This is a genomic window from Mumia sp. ZJ430 (assembly GCF_011751845.1).
GTDB lineage: Bacteria > Actinomycetota > Actinomycetes > Propionibacteriales > Nocardioidaceae > Mumia.
Window position 1 is genome coordinate 66,355 of the sequence record NZ_JAAHFK010000003.1, and the last position, 16,899, is coordinate 83,253.

The window sequence follows — 16,899 nt, forward strand, 5'->3', positions numbered from 1 at the left end:
GGTGGCACCGTGACGATCGCCGACCTGCTTGCACGGGCCACCACTGTCGATCCGTCGCGGCCCGCCGTCACGTTCTACGACCTGACCACCGGCGAGCGGGTGGAACTGAGCCTGACGACCTGCACCAACTGGGTCGCCAAGACCGCCAACATGCTCCAGGACACCCTCGGGTGCGACGAGGACACCACCGTCGACGTTCTGCTCCCGGTGCACTGGGAGACGGTCATCTGGTTCTTGGCGACGTGGGTCGCAGGGGCGACCGTCAGCCTGCGCCCGGGTGACCGGCTCGCTGTCGTCGACCCGGCGACGCTCGAGGAGGCGGCGAGCGCCGACGACGTCGTCGCTCTCTCGCTGCGCCCGCTCGGCGGCCGCTTCACCACACCGTTGCCCGGCGGCGTCCTCGACTACAACGCCGAGGTGCCCGCGCACGGCGACCACTTCACCGCGTACTACCCACCCGCCCACGGCTCACCGGCGCTCATCACCGACGACGGCGTGCTCAGCCACGAGGAGCTCACGGACCGCGCGAGCGGCACGTACGCCCCGGGCGCGCGCGTGATGATCGTCGGAGACCGCGACCTCGGCCCCTTGGTCGATGCGGTCCTCGCCGCGCTCGACGCCAACGGATCGCTCGTGCTGGTCCGGACGCCGGACGCCGACGCGCACCGCGACCAGCTCGCCGCGATCGCCGAGACCGAGCGCGTCACCGTCGCGTGACGCGGGTCAGCAGACGTCGCCGAGGTCCTCGGCGTCGTTGATCCGAGCCGAACGCTCTTTGTCGGGATCGGCCCCGGCCTTCTCCGACTTCGCAGTCTTCTCATTCGCCTCGCCGTCTCCCGACGTGCCGGCCGCCTCGGATGTCTTCGCCGGGGGCTTCTCCGAGCGCGCGATCCCCTTGTCGACCATGCGGCGGATCTTGTCGAAGTCCGGGTCGCCGGTCTGGATCGCCGGCGGGACCAGCGACACCGTCGACACCTTTGCCCCCCGCGCCTTCAGCGCCAGCTCGACGAACGTGTCGAGGTCCGCGGCGGGGATGTCGGTGCTCAGCATCTTCTTGCTCGAGTCGGCGATGCTGGTCGCCTTGAGGAGCACGGTGTTGGGGTCGAGCTGGGTCAGCATCGCGCTCATCAGGCACTTCTGGCGCGCCATGCGCGAGTAGTCGGAGTTCTGGACGCGGCTGCGGGCGTACCAGAGCGCCTCGCGACCGTCGAGCTTCTGGCGCCCCTTGGGGATCCAGTCGGTGATCGGCGAACCGATGCCACCGATCGCGGTGCGCTCACGGACCCGGATCTTCACGCCGCCGACCGCGTCGACGAGCGAGGCGAAGCCCTTCATGTTGACGAGCACGTGGTAGCTGATTTTGAGCCCGGTGATCTCCTCGACGGCTGCCCGGGTCGCGTCGATGCCTTCGTGGTCGCTGCCCTCGAACAGGTCGGGGTGGTCGTCGGCCCACGTGTTGACGCTGTTGAGGTAGCAACCGTCGCAGTCGAAGCCGCGCGGGAACTCCTCCTTCATCGGGTGCCCGTCGGGGAACGGGACGTCGGCAAGGTTGCGCGGCAGGCCGACGAGCACGGTGTCCCCGGTCTCGGTGTCGATGCTCGCGACGGTCAGCGAGTCCGGTCGCAGACCGTCACGGCCCTTGCCCGAGTCGCCTCCGAGGAGCAGCACGTTGTAGCGCCCATGCTCGGCCTCGCGGACGACCGAGGAGCCGAAGACCGTGCTGATGAAGTCCTGCTGGACGGCCATGAGGTTGGAGGCAACGAACAGGGCACCCGCGGTCACGAAGCACAGCAGGCCGCTGACCCCACTGACGGCGAGGCGGTGCTTGCGCTCGAGCCGCAGCGGGGTTCCGAGACGCCAGGAGTCGGCGAACAGGGCCACCCACCCGAGGGCGAGCGCGATGAGGGCGAAGCGCATGAGCCACAGCAGGCCGGTCGACGTGAGGAGGGAGATCACGATGCCCCGGTCGATCCATGCCAGCAGGAGGAGCAGGAGGACGAGACCCCACAGGCCGGCCCAGATCCGCAGCGCCACGCGTCCGACCTGCTTGTTGCCGGCCAGCAGCTGCGCCGAGCCGGGGGCCACGAGCGTCATGACCATCAACGAGAGCGCTCTGCGGAATCGGACGCGGGCCGAGTCCACCTCTGCCTGCGTTCGTCCGTACGAGTCTTCGCGGTCGGACATGTACCCCCGTGATGTCGCTGTCGGTGCGGCGCCCACCCCTGGACGCCCCGCCAGTATCACCAGCGGACCGGCCTCGACCGGGACGACGCGCCGAGGAGGGCGCAGCACGCGCGACGTCGTCCGGTACCTTCGAACGCATGCCCGAACGCGATCCGAACCCCCGGGACGAGGCCGGCTACGGCTGGCTCTACGGCCCCGACGACGATGCCACGCAGGTCGTGGGAGCCTCGTCGTCATACCCTCCTGGCGGACCCGGCGCGTACTCCGCTCCCCCGCCCCAGGGGCCGCCGAACGAGCCACACCAGCGGCCTTCGGATCTGCCGCCGATGCAGTACCCCGATGCCGCACCGCCCTCGCAGGGCGGCGGCGGGCGCGGCGCAGGGACGCGTGGCGGCGGACGGCGTTGGCTGCGGCCGGGGCGGATCATCACGCTCCTGCTCGTGGCGTGGCTGGTCTTCCTGATCGCCGTTCCGGTGTGGGCGTGGGGCAACATCGAGAAGGTCGACGCCTCCCCCGGCGGTGAGCGTCCGGCCGACCAGCCCGGCACCACGTACCTGCTCGTCGGCTCCGACAGCCGCGAAGGCCTCACCAAGGAGCAGCGCAAGGAGCTCGCGACCGGTGACGCCGAGGGGCGCCGCACGGACACGATCATGATGATGCACGTCGGCAGCGGGCCGACGACGCTCGTGTCGATCCCCCGTGACTCGATCGTCCCGATCCCCGGCCATGGCCGGACCAAGATCAACGCCGCGTTCGCGTACGGCGGGCCGAAGCTGCTCGTCGAGACGCTGGAGAACACGACCGGCGTCCGGATCGACGACTACGTCGAGATCGGGTTCGGCGGCTTCGTGAACATGGTCGACGCCGTCGGTGGGGTCGAGATCTGCCCGAAGAAGGCGATCAAGGACAAGGACGCCGGCCTCAAGCTCGCGAAGGGGTGCCAGGAGGTCGGTGGTGCGACCGCGCTCGGCTATGCGCGTTCACGGCACACGTACGCGACGCAGGACCTCCAGCGCGTCCAGTCGCAGCGTGAGGTGCTCGGGGCGATCGCCGGCGAGGTGAAGTCGCCGTCGACGTTCCTCAACCCGTTCCGGTACGCCGGCGTCGTGACCTCGGCGACCGGGTCGCTGCGCATCGGCGACAACGTCGGCCCGCTGTCGCTCGGCCGCTTCGCCTGGAACCTCTCGGGTGCGATGGGCGGCTCGGGCAACAACTGCACGGTCCCGATCGCCGACGCCTCGGTGCGCTGGGACAAGGAGCGGGCGCTGCAGCTCTTCGAGTACATCAAGACCGACAAGACGGACAAGATCACCAAGGCCGTCTGCACCAAGGACGGCCTGCCGGCGAGCTGACGCGGGCGTTCGCGAGCGAATCTGCGGGAGGCCCTGTCGGCGCGCGGGGATCTCTGCTAATTTCAGCCGTCTCACCGGCGGGCAGCGATGCCTCGGACTGATCGGAAATCGCTGTGGTGCGTCGAGCTGTCGTAGGGGTGCTGACCGCTGCCGTGCTGGTGGCTTCCGGTGCAGGGCCAGTTTCTGCGGGCGCAGCGGAGGACTGGGCAGCACCCGTCCTGACGCCGCCGGCCCCGGACACGCTGCTCACAGGGACGGCCGAGCTCACCGCGACGTCGGAGTCGCCGTACGTGGTCTTCGAGCTGGCGACGTCGGCAAGCTCGACGTGGATCGTCCGGCGCACGCCGGTGGCTGCAGGCCCGGACGGCAACTTCCGCGACACCCTGCCGACAGCCGGGCTCCCCCCACGGTTCGTCGCGTGGGTCCGGGCATGCTCCGATGCGAGCCTGGAGTCGTGCACGACCGTCAGCGAGCCCGTCCCGGTACGGGGACCGCGGCCGACGCTTACGCCCACGAAACCGTTGCCTTCGGTGATCGACCCGTCGGTCACCAAACAGGTCTCGCTGCGGGTCACAGGTCTCGGCGGGTCCCCGGCGACGGTCGACGGTGACGTCACGAGCAGGCAGGTCCATGACGGCGACGTGATCGATGTCGCCATCTCGAGCACGTCGAGTGTCGACCTCTTCGTGTCGCTGCGGCAGTGCAATTCGCTCAACGGGCAGGTGTGCGAGAGAACCGGGCTCTCCCTGACGGTTCGCAAGGAACCGGACCTCACCCTGTGGGGGCCGAGCACGATGCTGCTGAGCCAGAACGGCGACGGTCTATGGGAGACCGCGACCAGCCAGGTGAGCCTGGACTCCCGTACTCCGCTCACAGCCCGTTGGCGGATCATCTCCGCTGCCGGTGCGACAGTTGCCGGCCCGTACGAGTTCAGTGCAGACCAGATCAGGGAGGCACGCAACCCAGCCCCGTGGGGCACGCGCATCCTGATCGACCCGAAAGAACGTCTGGGACGCCCGCTGCCAGCCGGTGAGTACCGGTTCGAGGTCGAGACCACCGCGACGGCACCCGACTTCAAGAAGTCCACCCGCAAGAGCGAGACGCTGTTCATCAGCAACGCCGCGCCGATGACCAGGCTCACCCCGAAGACCTCCGTGTTCTACCCGCAGGCCGTCGCCGCGACGGGTGTGCCGCGGGTGATGGAGCTGAGTCCTCGGATCGACTCCTACGAGGCGAGGCTGACAGGCTTCCGCTTCCGCGTCCTCACGGCCGACGGCAAACCTCTGGGCGACCCGATCGGCGGGATCGGCTGGGACCAACCAGTGATCGCCTGGGACGGAGCGATCCGTCGGGAAGGGCGGCCCGCGACGACAGCGCCTGAGGGCACCTACCGCATCGAGCTGATCAGGACGATCAGGACCGGGGCGGGCGTTGACGAGTCGGACGTGTACGGGCCGGTGTCCGCCCCCTTCACCCTGCGTCGCGGATATCCGGACTCGGTCACACGCTCGGTCGCCGCCTCCGCGCGCTCGTCGTGGCAGCGGACCGCGGTGAAGCAAAACGCCCGCGTCCAACGCGGCAAGCACGGCGTACTGCGATTCCGGCGCAAGGCCGCCGGCAAGGGCGCGGCGCGGGTCACGTCCGTGCACTCCGTCCGGATACCGCGTGATCGCCTCAAGGATCGCCGGATGCGCATCCGGCTGCACGGCGCCTGGGGCAACCCCGGCGACGTCAAGATCGCGGTGATCGCGCCGTGGGGCGAAACCCTCCAGCGCCGCGCCCTCACCCGCAACCGACGGCACCTCGAGGTCGCGGTCCCCGAGCGATGGGTCCGTGCCGACGGCCGCCTCCGGTTCGCGGTGCAGTGGAAGGGCACGAAGCCCGCACGGCTGGACCGCGTCGTCGTCAGATACCGCAGGTACGACCTCACGTCGTGACCCTGGGCCGACGGCCAGGAGCGGCGACCTACTCGTCGTACCACCAGCAGGCGTTGTCCTCGTAGTAGAGAGGCCAGCAGATCGCGTCACGGGTCTGAGACCCGTAGATGCCGTCGGCCTTGATTCCTAGGCGCCGCTGAAGACTGGTCAGCGCGCTCTGCGTCGCCGGGCCGAAGTCACCGTCCACCGCGATGTTGTAGTCGTAGGTGTCCCGCATGACCTGCTGGAGGTACTTGACCGCGTTGTTCTTGTGCCCGCGCTTCATCACGCAGGTGGGACTGAGCGTGGAGTACTGGACGGGGATGAACATGCGCTCGCCGCTGGCGCTGTACTTGCGGACCGCCTCGGTACAGGTTGGCGTGGCCGCGTGAGCCGGTGTGGTGACGATGCCTCCAAGAGTCGTCACCAGCACTGCTGCGGCGGCTGTGCTGAGCAGCCGGGTTCGATGTCGCATGATGCGAGGCTCCTTTCTGCCGTGGACCCTGAGGGGCCCTTGGGCATCGAGCCTGGATCGACCGAGCCCGCTCCCGCCACACGATTCGATCAGGTTCGAAGGCAGAGGCCGGCCCAGCCCGGAACGTCAGTGGGCGGCCGGTTGCGACCGACCGCCCACTGACACACCACAGCCCCCAGAGCGTGTCAGAGCTCGGACTGGATCCCGGCCAGGAGCTGGCGCGCCATCACGATGCGCTGCACCTGGTTGGTGCCTTCGTAGATCTGCGTGATCTTGGCGTCGCGCATCATGCGCTCGACCGGGTAGTCGCGCGTGAAGCCGTAGCCGCCGAGCAGCTGGACGGCATCGGTCGTGACCTGCATCGCGGTGTCGGACGCAAAGGCCTTGGCGGCAGCACCGAAGAAGGTGAGGTCCTTGTCGCCGCGCTCGCTGCGCCCGGCGGCTGCGTACGTGATCTGACGCGCGGCCTCGACCTTCATGCCCATGTCGGCCAGCATGAACTGCAGACCCTGGAACTCCGCGATCGGCTTGCGGAACTGCTGACGCTCCTTGACATAGCCGAGGGCATAGTCGAGCGCCCCCTGTGCGACGCCGACGGCCTGTGCGGCGATCGTCACGCGGGTGTGGTCGAGGGTCTGCATCGCGGTCGCGAAGCCCGTACCCTCGGCGCCGATCATGCGGTCGGCGGGGATGCGAACCTTGTCGAGGTAAACCTCGCGCGTCGGGGAACCCTTGATGCCGAGCTTCTTCTCCGGAGCACCGAAGGACACCCCCTCGTCGGACTTCTCGACGACGAACGCACTGATGCCCTTCGACCGCTTCTCGGGGTCGGTCACCGCCATGACGGTGTAGAAGTCCGACTCGCCAGCGTTCGTGATCCAGCGCTTCACGCCGTCGAGGACCCAGTGGTCGCCGTCGCGGACCGCGCGGGTCTTCATGCCGGCGGCGTCGCTGCCGGCGTCCGGCTCCGAGAGGCAGTACGAGAACATCGACGTGCCCGCAGCGACGGCCGGGAGGTACTTCTGCTTCAGCTCCTCGCTGCCGGACAGGATCACCGGAAGGCTGCCGAGCTTGTTCACCGCGGGGATCAGCGACGACGAGACGCACGCACGCGACACCTCCTCGATGACGAGCACGGTCGCGAGAGCGTCCGCTCCGGCGCCGCCGTACTCCTCACCGATGTGGGGCGCGTGGAAGTCGGACGCGACCAGCGCGTCGTACGCCTCCTGCGGGAAGCGCGCCTCCTCGTCGACGGCGGCGGCGAACGGAGCAACCTTGGCGTCGCAGACGGCGCGGACGGCCTCGCGGATGGCCTGGTGCTCCTCGGACAGAGCGAACATGGGCTGGTCAGTGGTCACACCCCCCATGCTAATGACGGTTAACCAGCTACCCGCAGGGCCCTAGGCTTGCGCCATGCCCGTGAGCACCCAGCCCTCCGCACCAGTCACCGAGATCACGTCCGTCGACGAGCTCCGCGCTCTCGTCGGAGATCCGCTCCCCCGTGTCCGCGACAAGGTGCGCGCCGAGCTGCTCGAGGACCACGTGGCGTGGCTGGCCGCGTCGCCGTTCTGCCTGGTCTCCACGTCCGACACGTCGGGCCGCTGCGACGTCTCACCCAAGGGCGACCCCGCCGGCATCGGCCACGTCGTAGACGCCACCACCGTCGCGATCCCGGAGCGCCCCGGCAACCGCCGGGTCGACGGATTCCTCAACGTCCTCGAGAACCCGTACGCCGGTCTGCTGTTCGTCGTGCCCGGCCGCGGGGACACGCTGCGGATCAACGGGCGGGCGCGGATCGTGACCGACGCGCCGTACTTCGACGCCTTGACGGTCAAGGGCCACCGACCGATCCTCGCGTTGGAGGTCGCGATCGAGGAGGTGTTCTTCCACTGCGCGAAGGCGTTCTTGCGCTCACGCCTGTGGAACCAGGAGTCCTGGCACCCCGAGGTCCTCGCCAGCCGCGCCGAGGTGGCCCAGCGCCTCGAGCGACCTCAGGACTCGCTCGAGGCACTGGAGGCCTACTACGGCGAGGCGTACTCCAAGAACCTCTACTGACCGCCGCGGCTCAACCGATCAGCTGCATGTTGCCAGTCAGCGGTGCCTGCGGATAGCACCAGACACGGTGCTGCCTGGTCGGATCGAGGGCGTTCATGACGATCTGCGCGACGTTCTTGGAGTACGTGATCGACACGTGCTCCGAGAGATCGATCGGGCAGACGTCCTGCAGGCGGATGTTGTCGACAGCCGAGCCGCCACCTTGGATGTACGCGCGCTCCCACGGCGTGACGACCTCGTCGTACTGCGTCGCGATCACGGTGTAGTCGATGCCCGGCACCGTCTCACCCGCGTCGTTGAGCTGCCGGTAGAACGGCGACTGCGGCGCGGGGCTCTTGTCGGCCTGCTGCTGCGCGGCCGGCATGTCGACCAGCTCGAGCAGGCCCATCGCGAGGCCGAACAGGCGCAGCGTCTTGCCGAGCTCAGTGATGCCCGACAACGTCGTCGGGTGGTTGGACGGGGCGATGCCGATCACCTGGTCGACCTTTGCAGCGCCACCGATCTTGTTGGCGTAGTAGCGCGCGACGGCACCGCCCTGCGAGTGGCCGATCAGGTCGACCTTCGACGCGCCGGTCGCGGCGCGGACCCGGTCGACGAACGGGGCAAGCTCCTGCGCGCTCGCGATCATGTCACCCGTGCCGTTGAGGAACGCGATGCCCGTGGAGTTGCCGTAGTTGAGCGCGAAGACGCAGTAGCCCTGGTCCTTCAGCACTGGCGAGAGCCCGTTCCAGTTGTTGTAGGCGTTCTCCCAGGTGCCGTGGACCAGGACGACGGGGACCGGATGGCGGCTCGACGGCCGGCAGCTCCAGTCGTTGGCGCCGATCGGGTTGCGGTTCGGCTGGACGAGCGTACGGGCGAAGGCGGCGGGGAACGAGGAGTCCTCGCCCAGCGGCGCGAACCGCATCGGGCGCGGGAGCGGATTGACCCAGGCCGCCTCGGCAGGCCCGGGCACAGCGGTCAGGCAGAGGATCGTGGTGGCCACCACGGCCAGCAGTCGAGAGAGCTTCTTCACGGTGCGTCACCTCACGGTGCGAGATGGCGACGCCAGCGCCGGACCGGCGGCCAGACGCAGGAGGAACGGGCGTCACCAGGACTGTACTGTGACGCACCTCACGTGTGCAACGGATCGTGAAACTACGGTTTACGTAGCCGAGTCGCCGCGCGCCTTTCGTACGACTGCACCCTTCGCCCGGGCGGCGTCGGCGAGGCGCTCCTGGAACGCCACCATCGCCTCACTCAGCGCCGGGTCGCAGGCCGCGAGGATCCGGACCGCAAGGAGGCCGGCGTTGCGGGCGTTGCCGATCGCGACGGTCGCGACCGGGACGCCGGCAGGCATCTGCACGATCGAGAGCAGCGAGTCCATCCCGTCGAGATACTTCAGGGCGACCGGGACACCGATCACGGGGAGCGGGGTCACCGCCGCGAGCATGCCAGGCAGGTGCGCCGCTCCCCCGGCTCCGGCGATGATCACCTGCACGCCGCGGGCATGCGCCTCGCGACCGTACGCGAGCATCTCGTCGGGCATGCGGTGCGCCGACACGACGTCGGCCTCGTACGAGACGCCGAACTCCTCGAGCGCCTCCGCCGCTGCCTTCATCGTCGGCCAGTCGGAGTCCGACCCCATCACGATGCCGACCTTCGGTGTCTCAGTCACGCGGGGCCTCCTGAGCCTCGTCCTCGATCTCGTCGTCCAGCCGTCCCTCGAACCACGCCGCGGCGTGACGCGCACGCTCGAGCAGGTCGTCGAGGTCGTCGCCGTACGCATTCACGTGCCCGACCTTGCGGCCGGGCTTCACGGCCTTGCCGTACAGGTGCACCTTGAGGTCGGGGTCCCGCGCCATCACGTGCGCGTATCCGTCGTACAGGCGTCCGACCTCGCCGCCGAGGATGTTGACCATCACGGTGTACGGGGCACGCGCACGCGGCGACCCGAGCGGCAGGTCGAGCACGGCCCGGAGGTGGTTCTCGAACTGGCTCGTGACGGCGCCGTCCATCGTCCAGTGCCCGGTGTTGTGGGGACGCATCGCCAGCTCGTTGACGAGGATGCGCCCGTCGGTGGTCTCGAACAGCTCGACCGCGAGGATCCCGACGACGTCGAGCGCGGCGGCGACCTTCATCGCCAGCATCTCGGCCTCGGCGGCGAGCTCTGGGGCGAGGCCGGGCGCCGGTGCGATCACCTCGCGGCAGACGCCGTTCTCCTGGCGGGACTCCACGACCGGGTACGCCGCGACCTGGCCTGACACCGAGCGCGCGACGAGCGCGGAGAGCTCTCGGCGGAAGTCGATCTTCTCCTCGGCGATCAGCGGCACGCCCGCGGCGAAGGCCTCGGCGGCAGCAGCAGCGTCATCGACCACCCAGACGCCCTTGCCGTCGTAACCGCCACGGGTCGTCTTCACGACCACGGGGAAGCCGTCGCCGGCGGCGGCGAACCGCTCCAGGTCGGCAGCATCGGCCACAGGCGCCCACCGGGGGCATGGGACGCCGAGCGCGGTGAGACGCTCGCGCATCTCGCGCTTGTCCTGGGCGTACAGCAGCGCGTGCGGGCCCGGCCTGCAGGCGTGACCCTCCGCGTCGAGCGTGCGCAGGTGCTCCGGTGGGACGTGCTCGTGGTCGAAGGTGACGACCGCGCACTCGGCCGCGACCGTACGGAGCGTCTCGAGGTCGCGGTAGTCGCCGACGGTGGTCCTCGGGTTCACCTGGGCGGCGCTCACGCCAGGCGCCTCGGCGAGCAGGCTCACGGGGACCGCGAGCGACACGGCGGCCTGCTCCATCATCCGGGCCAGCTGCCCGCCTCCGACGATCGCGAGCACAGGGCTGTCGATGGGGCTGTCCACGGGCCTCATGCTAACGGGCGGCTACGGCTGCAAGGGCTGAGCCCGGAGGGGACGCGGGCGCCGGAGCGCGTGGACGGTCCGGCGCCTTCTCCCTGTCCACGTAGGCTCGGGTGATGACGACGACGGCGGGGCGTGCCAAGGAGCGGGTCCGCGAGGTCGGCGCCTTCGGGATCGTGGGCCTGGCTGGATACGTCACCGATGTGGTGGTGTTCAACCTGCTCCGGTACGCGGGTGATCCCGGACTTCTGGAGCACAAGCCGCTGACGGCCAAGGTCATCTCGGTGGCCGTGGCCATGTGCGTGACCTACTTCGGCAACCGGCAGTGGACATGGCGCGGGCGCGGCCGGCACACCGCACACCGCGAGGTCGCGCTGTTCGTCGTGATGAACGGCATCGGGATGCTCATCGCGGTGGGGTGCCTCGCGTTCTCCCACTACGTGCTCGGGTTCGACAGCGCCCTCGCCGACAACATCTCGGCGAACGTCGTGGGCCTGGGGCTGGGCACGCTGTTCCGGTTCTGGGCGTACCGGACCTTCGTGTTCCCCGAGAGTGACTCGCGAGCACCCGCGGAATGACTCGTCAACCGTTGTAGGACCAGCGGTGGCGTACGGTCAACGGCTCCATCGTGCCGAAGCCACGCAGATGACGTTGCGCCATCGCCCGAGTCTCGAACCGGTCGCTGAGGCCGTCAGCGGTCGCGCGATCGATGATCACGCGGTTGCGTCGGGCCACCGCGGTCAGGCGTGAGGCCAGGTTGACCGGCGGGCCGTAGACGTCGCCGAGACGGGAGATGACCGGCCCCGTCCCCAGGCCGACCCTCACGTCGGGCAGGTCTCGGTCTCCACCGATCTCCGCGACGACGGCGAAGGCGATGTCGGCCGCGAGCTCCGGGGTCTCGGCCACGAACAGCACCGCATCACCGAGCGTCTTGATCGGACGCCCGCCACCCTCGGTGATGATATCGATGCACCGGCTCTCGAACTCCTCGACGAGGTCGGCGAGGCCGTCGTCGTCGAGGCCGTTGGACAGCTTGGTGAACGCGACGAGATCGGCGAACCCGACCGTGACCACCATGCGGAGGACGTCCTCCTCGTCCGCGGCCAACGCCTCTGCGCGGCTGGCCGACGCGGCGAGGTGACGGCGCCATGCGTAGACGAGCAGCCGCTCGAAGACCGGGCCCATCGCCTCCGCGACAGCGCGACCCGAGGTCGACCACGCCACACGTTCGAGTTCACCGGAGCCGGTCCGTCGCTCGAGCACCTCGGCGATCGTCGAGACCTGCCAGTCGGCCAGACGCGACATGGTCGAGCCGAGCGCACGCGTGAGGCGGACGACTGTGTCCTCGTCGATGACGCCCGTGCCGACGATCGCGCGCACCGTCTGCAGCGCGTCGAGGTCGGCGGGGACGAACGCCTTCGTGCCTGCGGAGTCGGGGAACCCGAGGGCCCGCCACAGCCGGCGCGTCTCCTCGTACGACAGCCCCGCGGCGGCCGCGATCTCGTCGCTGGTGAAGGTGGGTTCCGCACCGAGGATGGCGCGGGCCAGGTCGTCTGCCACGTCAGATCTGCTCGTCGCTCATGGTGGTCGGATGGTGCGCGGCGAAGACGAGCGAGGTCAGCTCGCGGTGGACGTCCTCGACGCGCGGGACATCCCGGATGCGGAGCCCGGCCTGCTCGCTCGCGTCGTGGACGATCAGCGTGCCGCAGCCGAGGATGCGGTCGCTGAGGTGCTTCTCGTACGAGACGTCGTTGATCCGGTTGAGCGGGATGATCCGGCCCGTGCGGGTCAGGATGCCCTTCTGCTCGATCAGACGGCGGTTGGTGATCGTGTAGGTCCAGGTGAACCACCGCAGGAACGGCAGCACAGCCCAGACGACGATCACGATCAGCGCGACGACGAGCACCCCCGTACGCACGACGCCGTCGGTCACGGCGGCCCCGAACCCACCGGCGCCTGCGACGACCACGAGCACCAGGAAGGCACCGAACAGCGCTTTGACGTGCGTGCGGACCGTCAGGACCTCGTGCTCACCCTCGATCAGCAGCTTCTTTGAGACACCCACGGGGTCATCGTGTCATGCCGGGGTACGCAGATGGGTGATGTCTCCGGCGCTGACCGCTGTGACCTCACCATCGTGGCTGACCTGGAGACGCCCGCTCTCGTCGAGCCCCACCGCGGTGCCCTCGAGCGTGGTGCCGTCGGGGTAGAGCACGGACACCTCGCGCCCGAGCGTCGCGCTGACGTTCTCGTACGCGGCGCGCAGTCCGGCCTCGGGGTCACCGCCGGCTTTGGTCCACCCGTCGTACAGCGCCTCGAACGCCTTCGCGTACTCGCTCACCAGCCCCGTCCGCTCCGCCGTCGGCGATCCCTCGTGGGTGAGGGACGTGGCGTTGGGGACGCCGATCTCCTCAGGCGTCACCGAGACGTTGATGCCGCAGCCGACCACGGCGGCGGGACCACTCGGGGTGTCGACGCGTTCGACAAGCAGCCCACCGAGCTTGCGGTCCTCGACGATGACGTCGTTGGGCCACTTCAGCTCCGCGATCACCCCCGCCTGACGTGCGGCGGCGACCGCAGCGAGTCCGGCCAGCAGCGGCAGCCACGTCCAGCGGTGCCCTTCGACGCGCGGGTGGACGAGGATCGACACCGCGACGGCCGAGTACGGCGGCATCTCCCATGTGCGGTCGAGCCGACCACGACCCGCGGTCTGGTGGTCCGTCGTGAGCAGCGTGCCCTCAGGCGCGCCGGCCCGCGCGAGCGCGGCGAGGTCGGCGTTGGTGCTCGCGGTCTCGGGCACGACGCGGACGTCCTGCCACCAGGACCGCAGGGTGATCAGGGCCTGCTCGAGCCCCGCGGCATCGAGGGGGCGTCGGACGAGAGGAGAGTCGAGTGGCAAGTCGCTCATGGGGCCACTGTCCCACGATCCGCGCCCTTCGGCGGACCGGCGACGCCCGGCGGCTACCCTGACCCCGTGAGCGAAGCAGTGGTACCCGAGCCGGGTCAGATCGACACGCACACGACGGCCGGCAAGCTGGCCGATCTCGACCGTCGCCTCGACGAGGCGGTGCACGCGGGATCGGCGAAGGCCGTCGAGAAGCAGCATGCGAAGGGCCGTCAGACCGCGCGCGAGCGGATCGAGATGCTCTTCGACGAGGGCTCCTTCGTCGAGATCGACGAGCTGGCGCGGCACCGGTCGACAGCGTTCGGGCTGGAGAAGAACCGCCCGTACGGCGACGGCGTGATCACCGGCTACGGCACGGTCGACGGCCGTCAGGTCTGCGTCTTCAGCCAGGACTTCACCGTGTTCGGCGGGTCGCTGGGCGAGGTCTACGGGGAGAAGATCACCAAGATCATGGATCTGGCGATCAAGACCGGCTCCCCGATCGTCGGGATCAACGAGGGCGCCGGCGCCCGCATCCAGGAGGGCGTGGTCTCGCTCGGCCTGTACGGCGAGATCTTCCGCCGCAACGTCCACGCCTCCGGTGTGATCCCGCAGATCAGCCTGATCATGGGCTCGTGCGCGGGCGGTCACGTCTACTCCCCCGCGGTCACCGACTTCACCGTGATGGTTGACGGCACCTCCAACATGTTCATCACCGGCCCCGACGTGATCAAGACCGTCACCGGCGAGGACGTGACGATGGAGGAGCTCGGCGGCGCGCGCACGCACAACACCAAGTCGGGCAACGCCCACTACATGGGCGCCGACGAAGAAGACGCGATCGAGTACGTCAAGGCGCTGCTGTCCTACCTCCCCCAGAACAACATGGAGGACGCTCCGGTCCACGTCGAGGAGGCGGACCTCGACATCTCCGACGAGGACCGCTCGCTCGACACGCTGATCCCGGACTCCCCCAACCAGCCGTACGATATGCACACCGTCATCGAGTCCGTGCTCGACGACGGGGAGTTCCTCGAGGTGCAGCCGCTGTTCGCGCCGAACATCCTCATCGGCTTCGGCCGCGTCGAGGGCCGCTCGGTCGGCGTCGTGGCCAACCAGCCGATGCAGTTCGCCGGCACCCTCGACATCGACGCCTCTGAGAAGGCCGCACGCTTCGTCCGTACCTGCGACGCGTTCAACGTGCCCGTGCTGACCTTCGTCGACGTGCCGGGCTTCCTGCCGGGCACCGACCAGGAGTGGAACGGCATCATCCGCCGCGGCGCCAAGCTGATCTATGCCTATGCCGAGGCCACCGTCCCGCTGGTCACCGTCATCACCCGCAAGGCGTACGGCGGCGCGTACGACGTCATGGGCTCCAAGCACCTCGGCGCCGACCTCAACATCGCCTGGCCGACGGCGCAGATCGCGGTCATGGGCGCCCAGGGCGCGGTCAACATCCTGCACCGTAAGACCCTTGCTGCCGCGGACGATCCCGAGGCGACGCGGGCGGAGCTGATCGACGCGTACGAGCAGACGCTCGCCAACCCCTACATCGCGGCAGAGCGCGGCTACATCGACACCGTCATCCAGCCCCACGAGACCCGCACCGAGATCGTCCGTGCGCTGCGCTTGCTGCGCAGCAAGCGCGAGACGCTCCCACCCAAGAAGCACGGGAACATCCCGCTGTGAGCACCTCGTCGGTCGAGCCTGTCGAGACCGCAACCTCGTCGGTCGAGCCTGTCGAGACCACTCCTCTCCTCCGCGTCGTCAAGGGCGACCCCACCCCCGAGGAGCTCGCTGCCCTCATCGCGGTCGTCGCGGCGCGTGGAGCGGCGGTCGCCGCAGCGCCCGCGGCGCGCCGCTCGGCATGGGGAGACCCCGCCCGCGCCACGCGCCCGACGCACACGCATGGGCACGACGGGTGGCGCAGGTCGGCGTTCTCGCGCTAGAACCGAAGGCGTGACCCTTCGTCCGCTCGCCGACGTCGGTGCCGCCGACTGGCTCGTGTCGTCGGGCGCCCACTGGTTCGACCTCGCCTCGTACGGACCGCCAGGCTTCGCCTCGTACGTGCGGCTGGTCGGTCGCGGTCGCACGGCGCAGGGCGCGGAGGGCGGCGACCTCGACGACGAGGACGTGCGGGCCGCGCTCGTCGAGGTGCTCGCCCTGCACACGACGTCGGCCGCCGAGGCGTACTTCTGCCTGTGGGAAGGCGGCGGGCTCGAAGGGTCGGGAGCCCAGGGATTCCCTGATGCCTTCCCACCTGCGGTCACGCGGATGCCACGGGTGACCCTCGGCATGTTCGGGGAGCGCTGCTATCTGATGTTCGGGGGCGCACTGGGCGAGATCGGCCAATGGGGAGACGACCCCGGGCACGGCGGTATCGGCGGGCCGCACCTGTTCTGGCCGGCCGACCACGCATGGTGCGTCGCCTCCGACGTCGACGGCGACGGCAGCCAACGGGACATCCGGTGGGTCGGCGTCGGCGGGACCTCCGCCCTGATCGAGGCGTTGCGCGCCGACGGTCGGTTCGAGCTCGAGCACACAGGCCCGGACCATCCGCATCCCTACCGGTGACGGCCGCCGTACGCTGGCTCGCGTGACTCGACCCCGCCTCGTCCTCGCCTCCCAGTCCCCCGCTCGTCTGGCCACGCTGAGGAGTGCTGGGCTCGAACCAGAGGTCATCGTCTCCGGTGTCGACGAGTCGGTCATCGTGTCGGACGATCCGGTGGTGGTGGCGACGGAGCTCGCGCGACTGAAGTGCCGGGCGGTCGCCCACCGGCTGAACAGTCCCGACGACACGTTGGTGGTCGGCTGCGACTCGGTGCTCGCCTTCGACGGCGAGGTCCTCGGCAAGCCCGCCGACGCTCAGACGGCGATCGAACGATGGCGGATGATGCGCGGACGCACAGGGGTGCTCCACACCGGACACTGCGTACGTCTCGGCGAGCGGGAAGTCTCCGACGACGCAGCAACGACGGTGCACTTCGCCGACCTCGATGACGCCGAGATCGAGGCGTACGTCGCGACCGGAGAGCCGCTGCACGTGGCGGGCGCGTTCACCGTGGACGGGCTCGGCGGCGCGTTCGTGGAGAGGATCGAGGGCGACCACCACAACGTGGTCGGCCTCTCGCTCCCACTGCTGCGCACGATGCTGGCCGGACTCGGTGTCCGGTGGACCGACCTGTGGTGATGACGCTCGTCT

At 69.5% G+C, this 16,899-nt stretch carries 18 protein-coding genes; 9 read left to right on the plus strand and 9 right to left on the minus strand.

Annotated features, from left to right (window positions below):
* Positions 1-9: 9 nt before the first annotated feature.
* A complete protein-coding gene (locus HCT63_RS12525; protein ID WP_167005195.1) occupies positions 10-717 on the plus strand; it encodes a TIGR03089 family protein in 708 nt (235 codons plus the stop codon).
* A gap of 6 nt (positions 718-723) precedes the next feature.
* Here the strand turns inward: HCT63_RS12525 and HCT63_RS12530 are convergent, their stop codons facing one another.
* Entirely contained in the window at positions 724-2,184 is a 1,461-nt protein-coding gene (locus HCT63_RS12530) for an LCP family protein (protein WP_167005197.1), read from the minus strand.
* Positions 2,185-2,321: 137 nt separating this feature from the next.
* Here HCT63_RS12530 and HCT63_RS12535 point away from each other — a divergent pair, with 137 nt between their 5' ends.
* The gene (locus tag HCT63_RS12535; RefSeq protein ID WP_243843019.1) at positions 2,322-3,536 is read left to right on the plus strand and encodes an LCP family protein; all 1,215 of its coding nucleotides are present in this window, start codon (positions 2,322-2,324) and stop codon (positions 3,534-3,536) included.
* A 137-nt stretch (positions 3,537-3,673) separates the two neighbouring features.
* Positions 3,674-5,473 (plus strand): hypothetical protein, encoded by a 1,800-nt coding sequence (locus HCT63_RS12540; RefSeq protein WP_167005199.1) that lies wholly within the window; start codon positions 3,674-3,676, stop codon positions 5,471-5,473.
* A 28-nt stretch (positions 5,474-5,501) separates the two neighbouring features.
* Here HCT63_RS12540 and HCT63_RS12545 read toward each other — a convergent pair whose 3' ends face one another.
* On the minus strand, positions 5,502-5,927 hold the full coding sequence (locus HCT63_RS12545; RefSeq protein WP_167005201.1) for a peptidoglycan-binding domain-containing protein: 426 nt from the start codon (positions 5,925-5,927) through the stop codon (positions 5,502-5,504).
* Positions 5,928-6,112: 185 nt separating this feature from the next.
* The gene (locus HCT63_RS12550; protein ID WP_167007067.1) at positions 6,113-7,267 is read right to left on the minus strand and encodes an acyl-CoA dehydrogenase family protein; all 1,155 of its coding nucleotides are present in this window, start codon (positions 7,265-7,267) and stop codon (positions 6,113-6,115) included.
* Positions 7,268-7,340: 73 nt separating this feature from the next.
* Here HCT63_RS12550 and HCT63_RS12555 point away from each other — a divergent pair, with 73 nt between their 5' ends.
* A complete protein-coding gene (locus HCT63_RS12555; protein ID WP_167005204.1) occupies positions 7,341-7,982 on the plus strand; it encodes a pyridoxamine 5'-phosphate oxidase family protein in 642 nt (213 codons plus the stop codon).
* Between the two features lie 10 nt (positions 7,983-7,992).
* Here the strand turns inward: HCT63_RS12555 and HCT63_RS12560 are convergent, their stop codons facing one another.
* From HCT63_RS12560 to HCT63_RS12570, 3 genes are all read right to left on the minus strand, one after another.
* Positions 7,993-8,994 (minus strand): alpha/beta fold hydrolase, encoded by a 1,002-nt coding sequence (locus HCT63_RS12560; protein ID WP_167005207.1) that lies wholly within the window; start codon positions 8,992-8,994, stop codon positions 7,993-7,995.
* Positions 8,995-9,123: 129 nt separating this feature from the next.
* Positions 9,124-9,747, minus strand: a complete 624-nt coding sequence (purE, locus tag HCT63_RS12565; protein WP_167005210.1) for a 5-(carboxyamino)imidazole ribonucleotide mutase — start codon at positions 9,745-9,747, stop codon at positions 9,124-9,126.
* Positions 9,629-10,756: a 5-(carboxyamino)imidazole ribonucleotide synthase gene (locus HCT63_RS12570; protein ID WP_243843066.1), complete on the minus strand. Its 1,128-nt coding sequence runs from the start codon at positions 10,754-10,756 to the stop codon at positions 9,629-9,631. Before HCT63_RS12570 ends, purE begins: the two co-directional genes overlap by 119 nt.
* A gap of 173 nt (positions 10,757-10,929) precedes the next feature.
* Between HCT63_RS12570 and HCT63_RS12575 the strand changes: the two genes are divergently transcribed.
* Positions 10,930-11,391: a GtrA family protein gene (locus tag HCT63_RS12575; protein WP_167005216.1), complete on the plus strand. Its 462-nt coding sequence runs from the start codon at positions 10,930-10,932 to the stop codon at positions 11,389-11,391.
* 4 nt (positions 11,392-11,395) lie between these two features.
* Here HCT63_RS12575 and HCT63_RS12580 read toward each other — a convergent pair whose 3' ends face one another.
* Genes HCT63_RS12580 through HCT63_RS12590 form a run of 3 tightly spaced genes read right to left on the minus strand, consistent with a single transcriptional unit; the run spans position 11,396 to position 13,721 of the window.
* The gene (locus tag HCT63_RS12580) at positions 11,396-12,373 is read right to left on the minus strand and encodes an adenylate/guanylate cyclase domain-containing protein (RefSeq protein WP_167005219.1); all 978 of its coding nucleotides are present in this window, start codon (positions 12,371-12,373) and stop codon (positions 11,396-11,398) included.
* Between the two features lies 1 nt (position 12,374).
* The gene (locus tag HCT63_RS12585; protein WP_167005221.1) at positions 12,375-12,878 is read right to left on the minus strand and encodes a PH domain-containing protein; all 504 of its coding nucleotides are present in this window, start codon (positions 12,876-12,878) and stop codon (positions 12,375-12,377) included.
* A gap of 12 nt (positions 12,879-12,890) precedes the next feature.
* Positions 12,891-13,721 carry a biotin--[acetyl-CoA-carboxylase] ligase gene (locus tag HCT63_RS12590; RefSeq protein ID WP_167005224.1) on the minus strand — a complete coding sequence of 277 codons (831 nt, stop codon included), beginning with the start codon at positions 13,719-13,721 and terminating at the stop codon, positions 12,891-12,893.
* Between the two features lie 66 nt (positions 13,722-13,787).
* On the opposite strand from HCT63_RS12590, the gene HCT63_RS12595 reads away from it, so the two are divergent.
* From HCT63_RS12595 to HCT63_RS12610, 4 genes are read left to right on the plus strand one after another with little or no spacing between them, the layout of a single operon-like run.
* Entirely contained in the window at positions 13,788-15,386 is a 1,599-nt protein-coding gene (locus HCT63_RS12595) for an acyl-CoA carboxylase subunit beta (RefSeq protein ID WP_243843020.1), read from the plus strand.
* Positions 15,383-15,646: an acyl-CoA carboxylase subunit epsilon gene (locus tag HCT63_RS12600; protein ID WP_167005227.1), complete on the plus strand. Its 264-nt coding sequence runs from the start codon at positions 15,383-15,385 to the stop codon at positions 15,644-15,646. Before HCT63_RS12595 ends, HCT63_RS12600 begins: the two co-directional genes overlap by 4 nt.
* Before the next feature lie 10 nt (positions 15,647-15,656).
* Positions 15,657-16,271: a hypothetical protein gene (locus tag HCT63_RS12605; protein ID WP_167005230.1), complete on the plus strand. Its 615-nt coding sequence runs from the start codon at positions 15,657-15,659 to the stop codon at positions 16,269-16,271.
* A 22-nt stretch (positions 16,272-16,293) separates the two neighbouring features.
* Entirely contained in the window at positions 16,294-16,887 is a 594-nt protein-coding gene (locus HCT63_RS12610; RefSeq protein WP_167005233.1) for a Maf family protein, read from the plus strand.
* The last annotated feature ends 12 nt before the right edge of the window (positions 16,888-16,899 follow it).

Bases quoted from the DNA above. Each gene is read 5' to 3' on its own strand.
- HCT63_RS12550 (WP_167007067.1), bottom strand. From the start codon at position 7,267: ATGTTCGCTCTGTCCGAGGAGCACCAGGCCATCCGCGAGGCCGTCCGC.
- HCT63_RS12570 (WP_243843066.1), bottom strand. From the start codon at position 10,756: ATGATGGAGCAGGCCGCCGTGTCGCTCGCGGTCCCCGTGAGCCTGCTC.
- HCT63_RS12575 (WP_167005216.1), top strand. From the start codon at position 10,930: ATGACGACGACGGCGGGGCGTGCCAAGGAGCGGGTCCGCGAGGTCGGC.
- HCT63_RS12535 (WP_243843019.1), top strand. From the start codon at position 2,322: ATGCCCGAACGCGATCCGAACCCCCGGGACGAGGCCGGCTACGGCTGG.
- purE (WP_167005210.1), bottom strand. From the start codon at position 9,747: ATGCGTACGGCGACGACCTCGACGACCTGCTCGAGCGTGCGCGTCACG.
- HCT63_RS12545 (WP_167005201.1), bottom strand. From the start codon at position 5,927: ATGCGACATCGAACCCGGCTGCTCAGCACAGCCGCCGCAGCAGTGCTG.
- HCT63_RS12590 (WP_167005224.1), bottom strand. From the start codon at position 13,721: ATGAGCGACTTGCCACTCGACTCTCCTCTCGTCCGACGCCCCCTCGAT.
- HCT63_RS12530 (WP_167005197.1), bottom strand. From the start codon at position 2,184: ATGTCCGACCGCGAAGACTCGTACGGACGAACGCAGGCAGAGGTGGAC.
- HCT63_RS12555 (WP_167005204.1), top strand. From the start codon at position 7,341: ATGCCCGTGAGCACCCAGCCCTCCGCACCAGTCACCGAGATCACGTCC.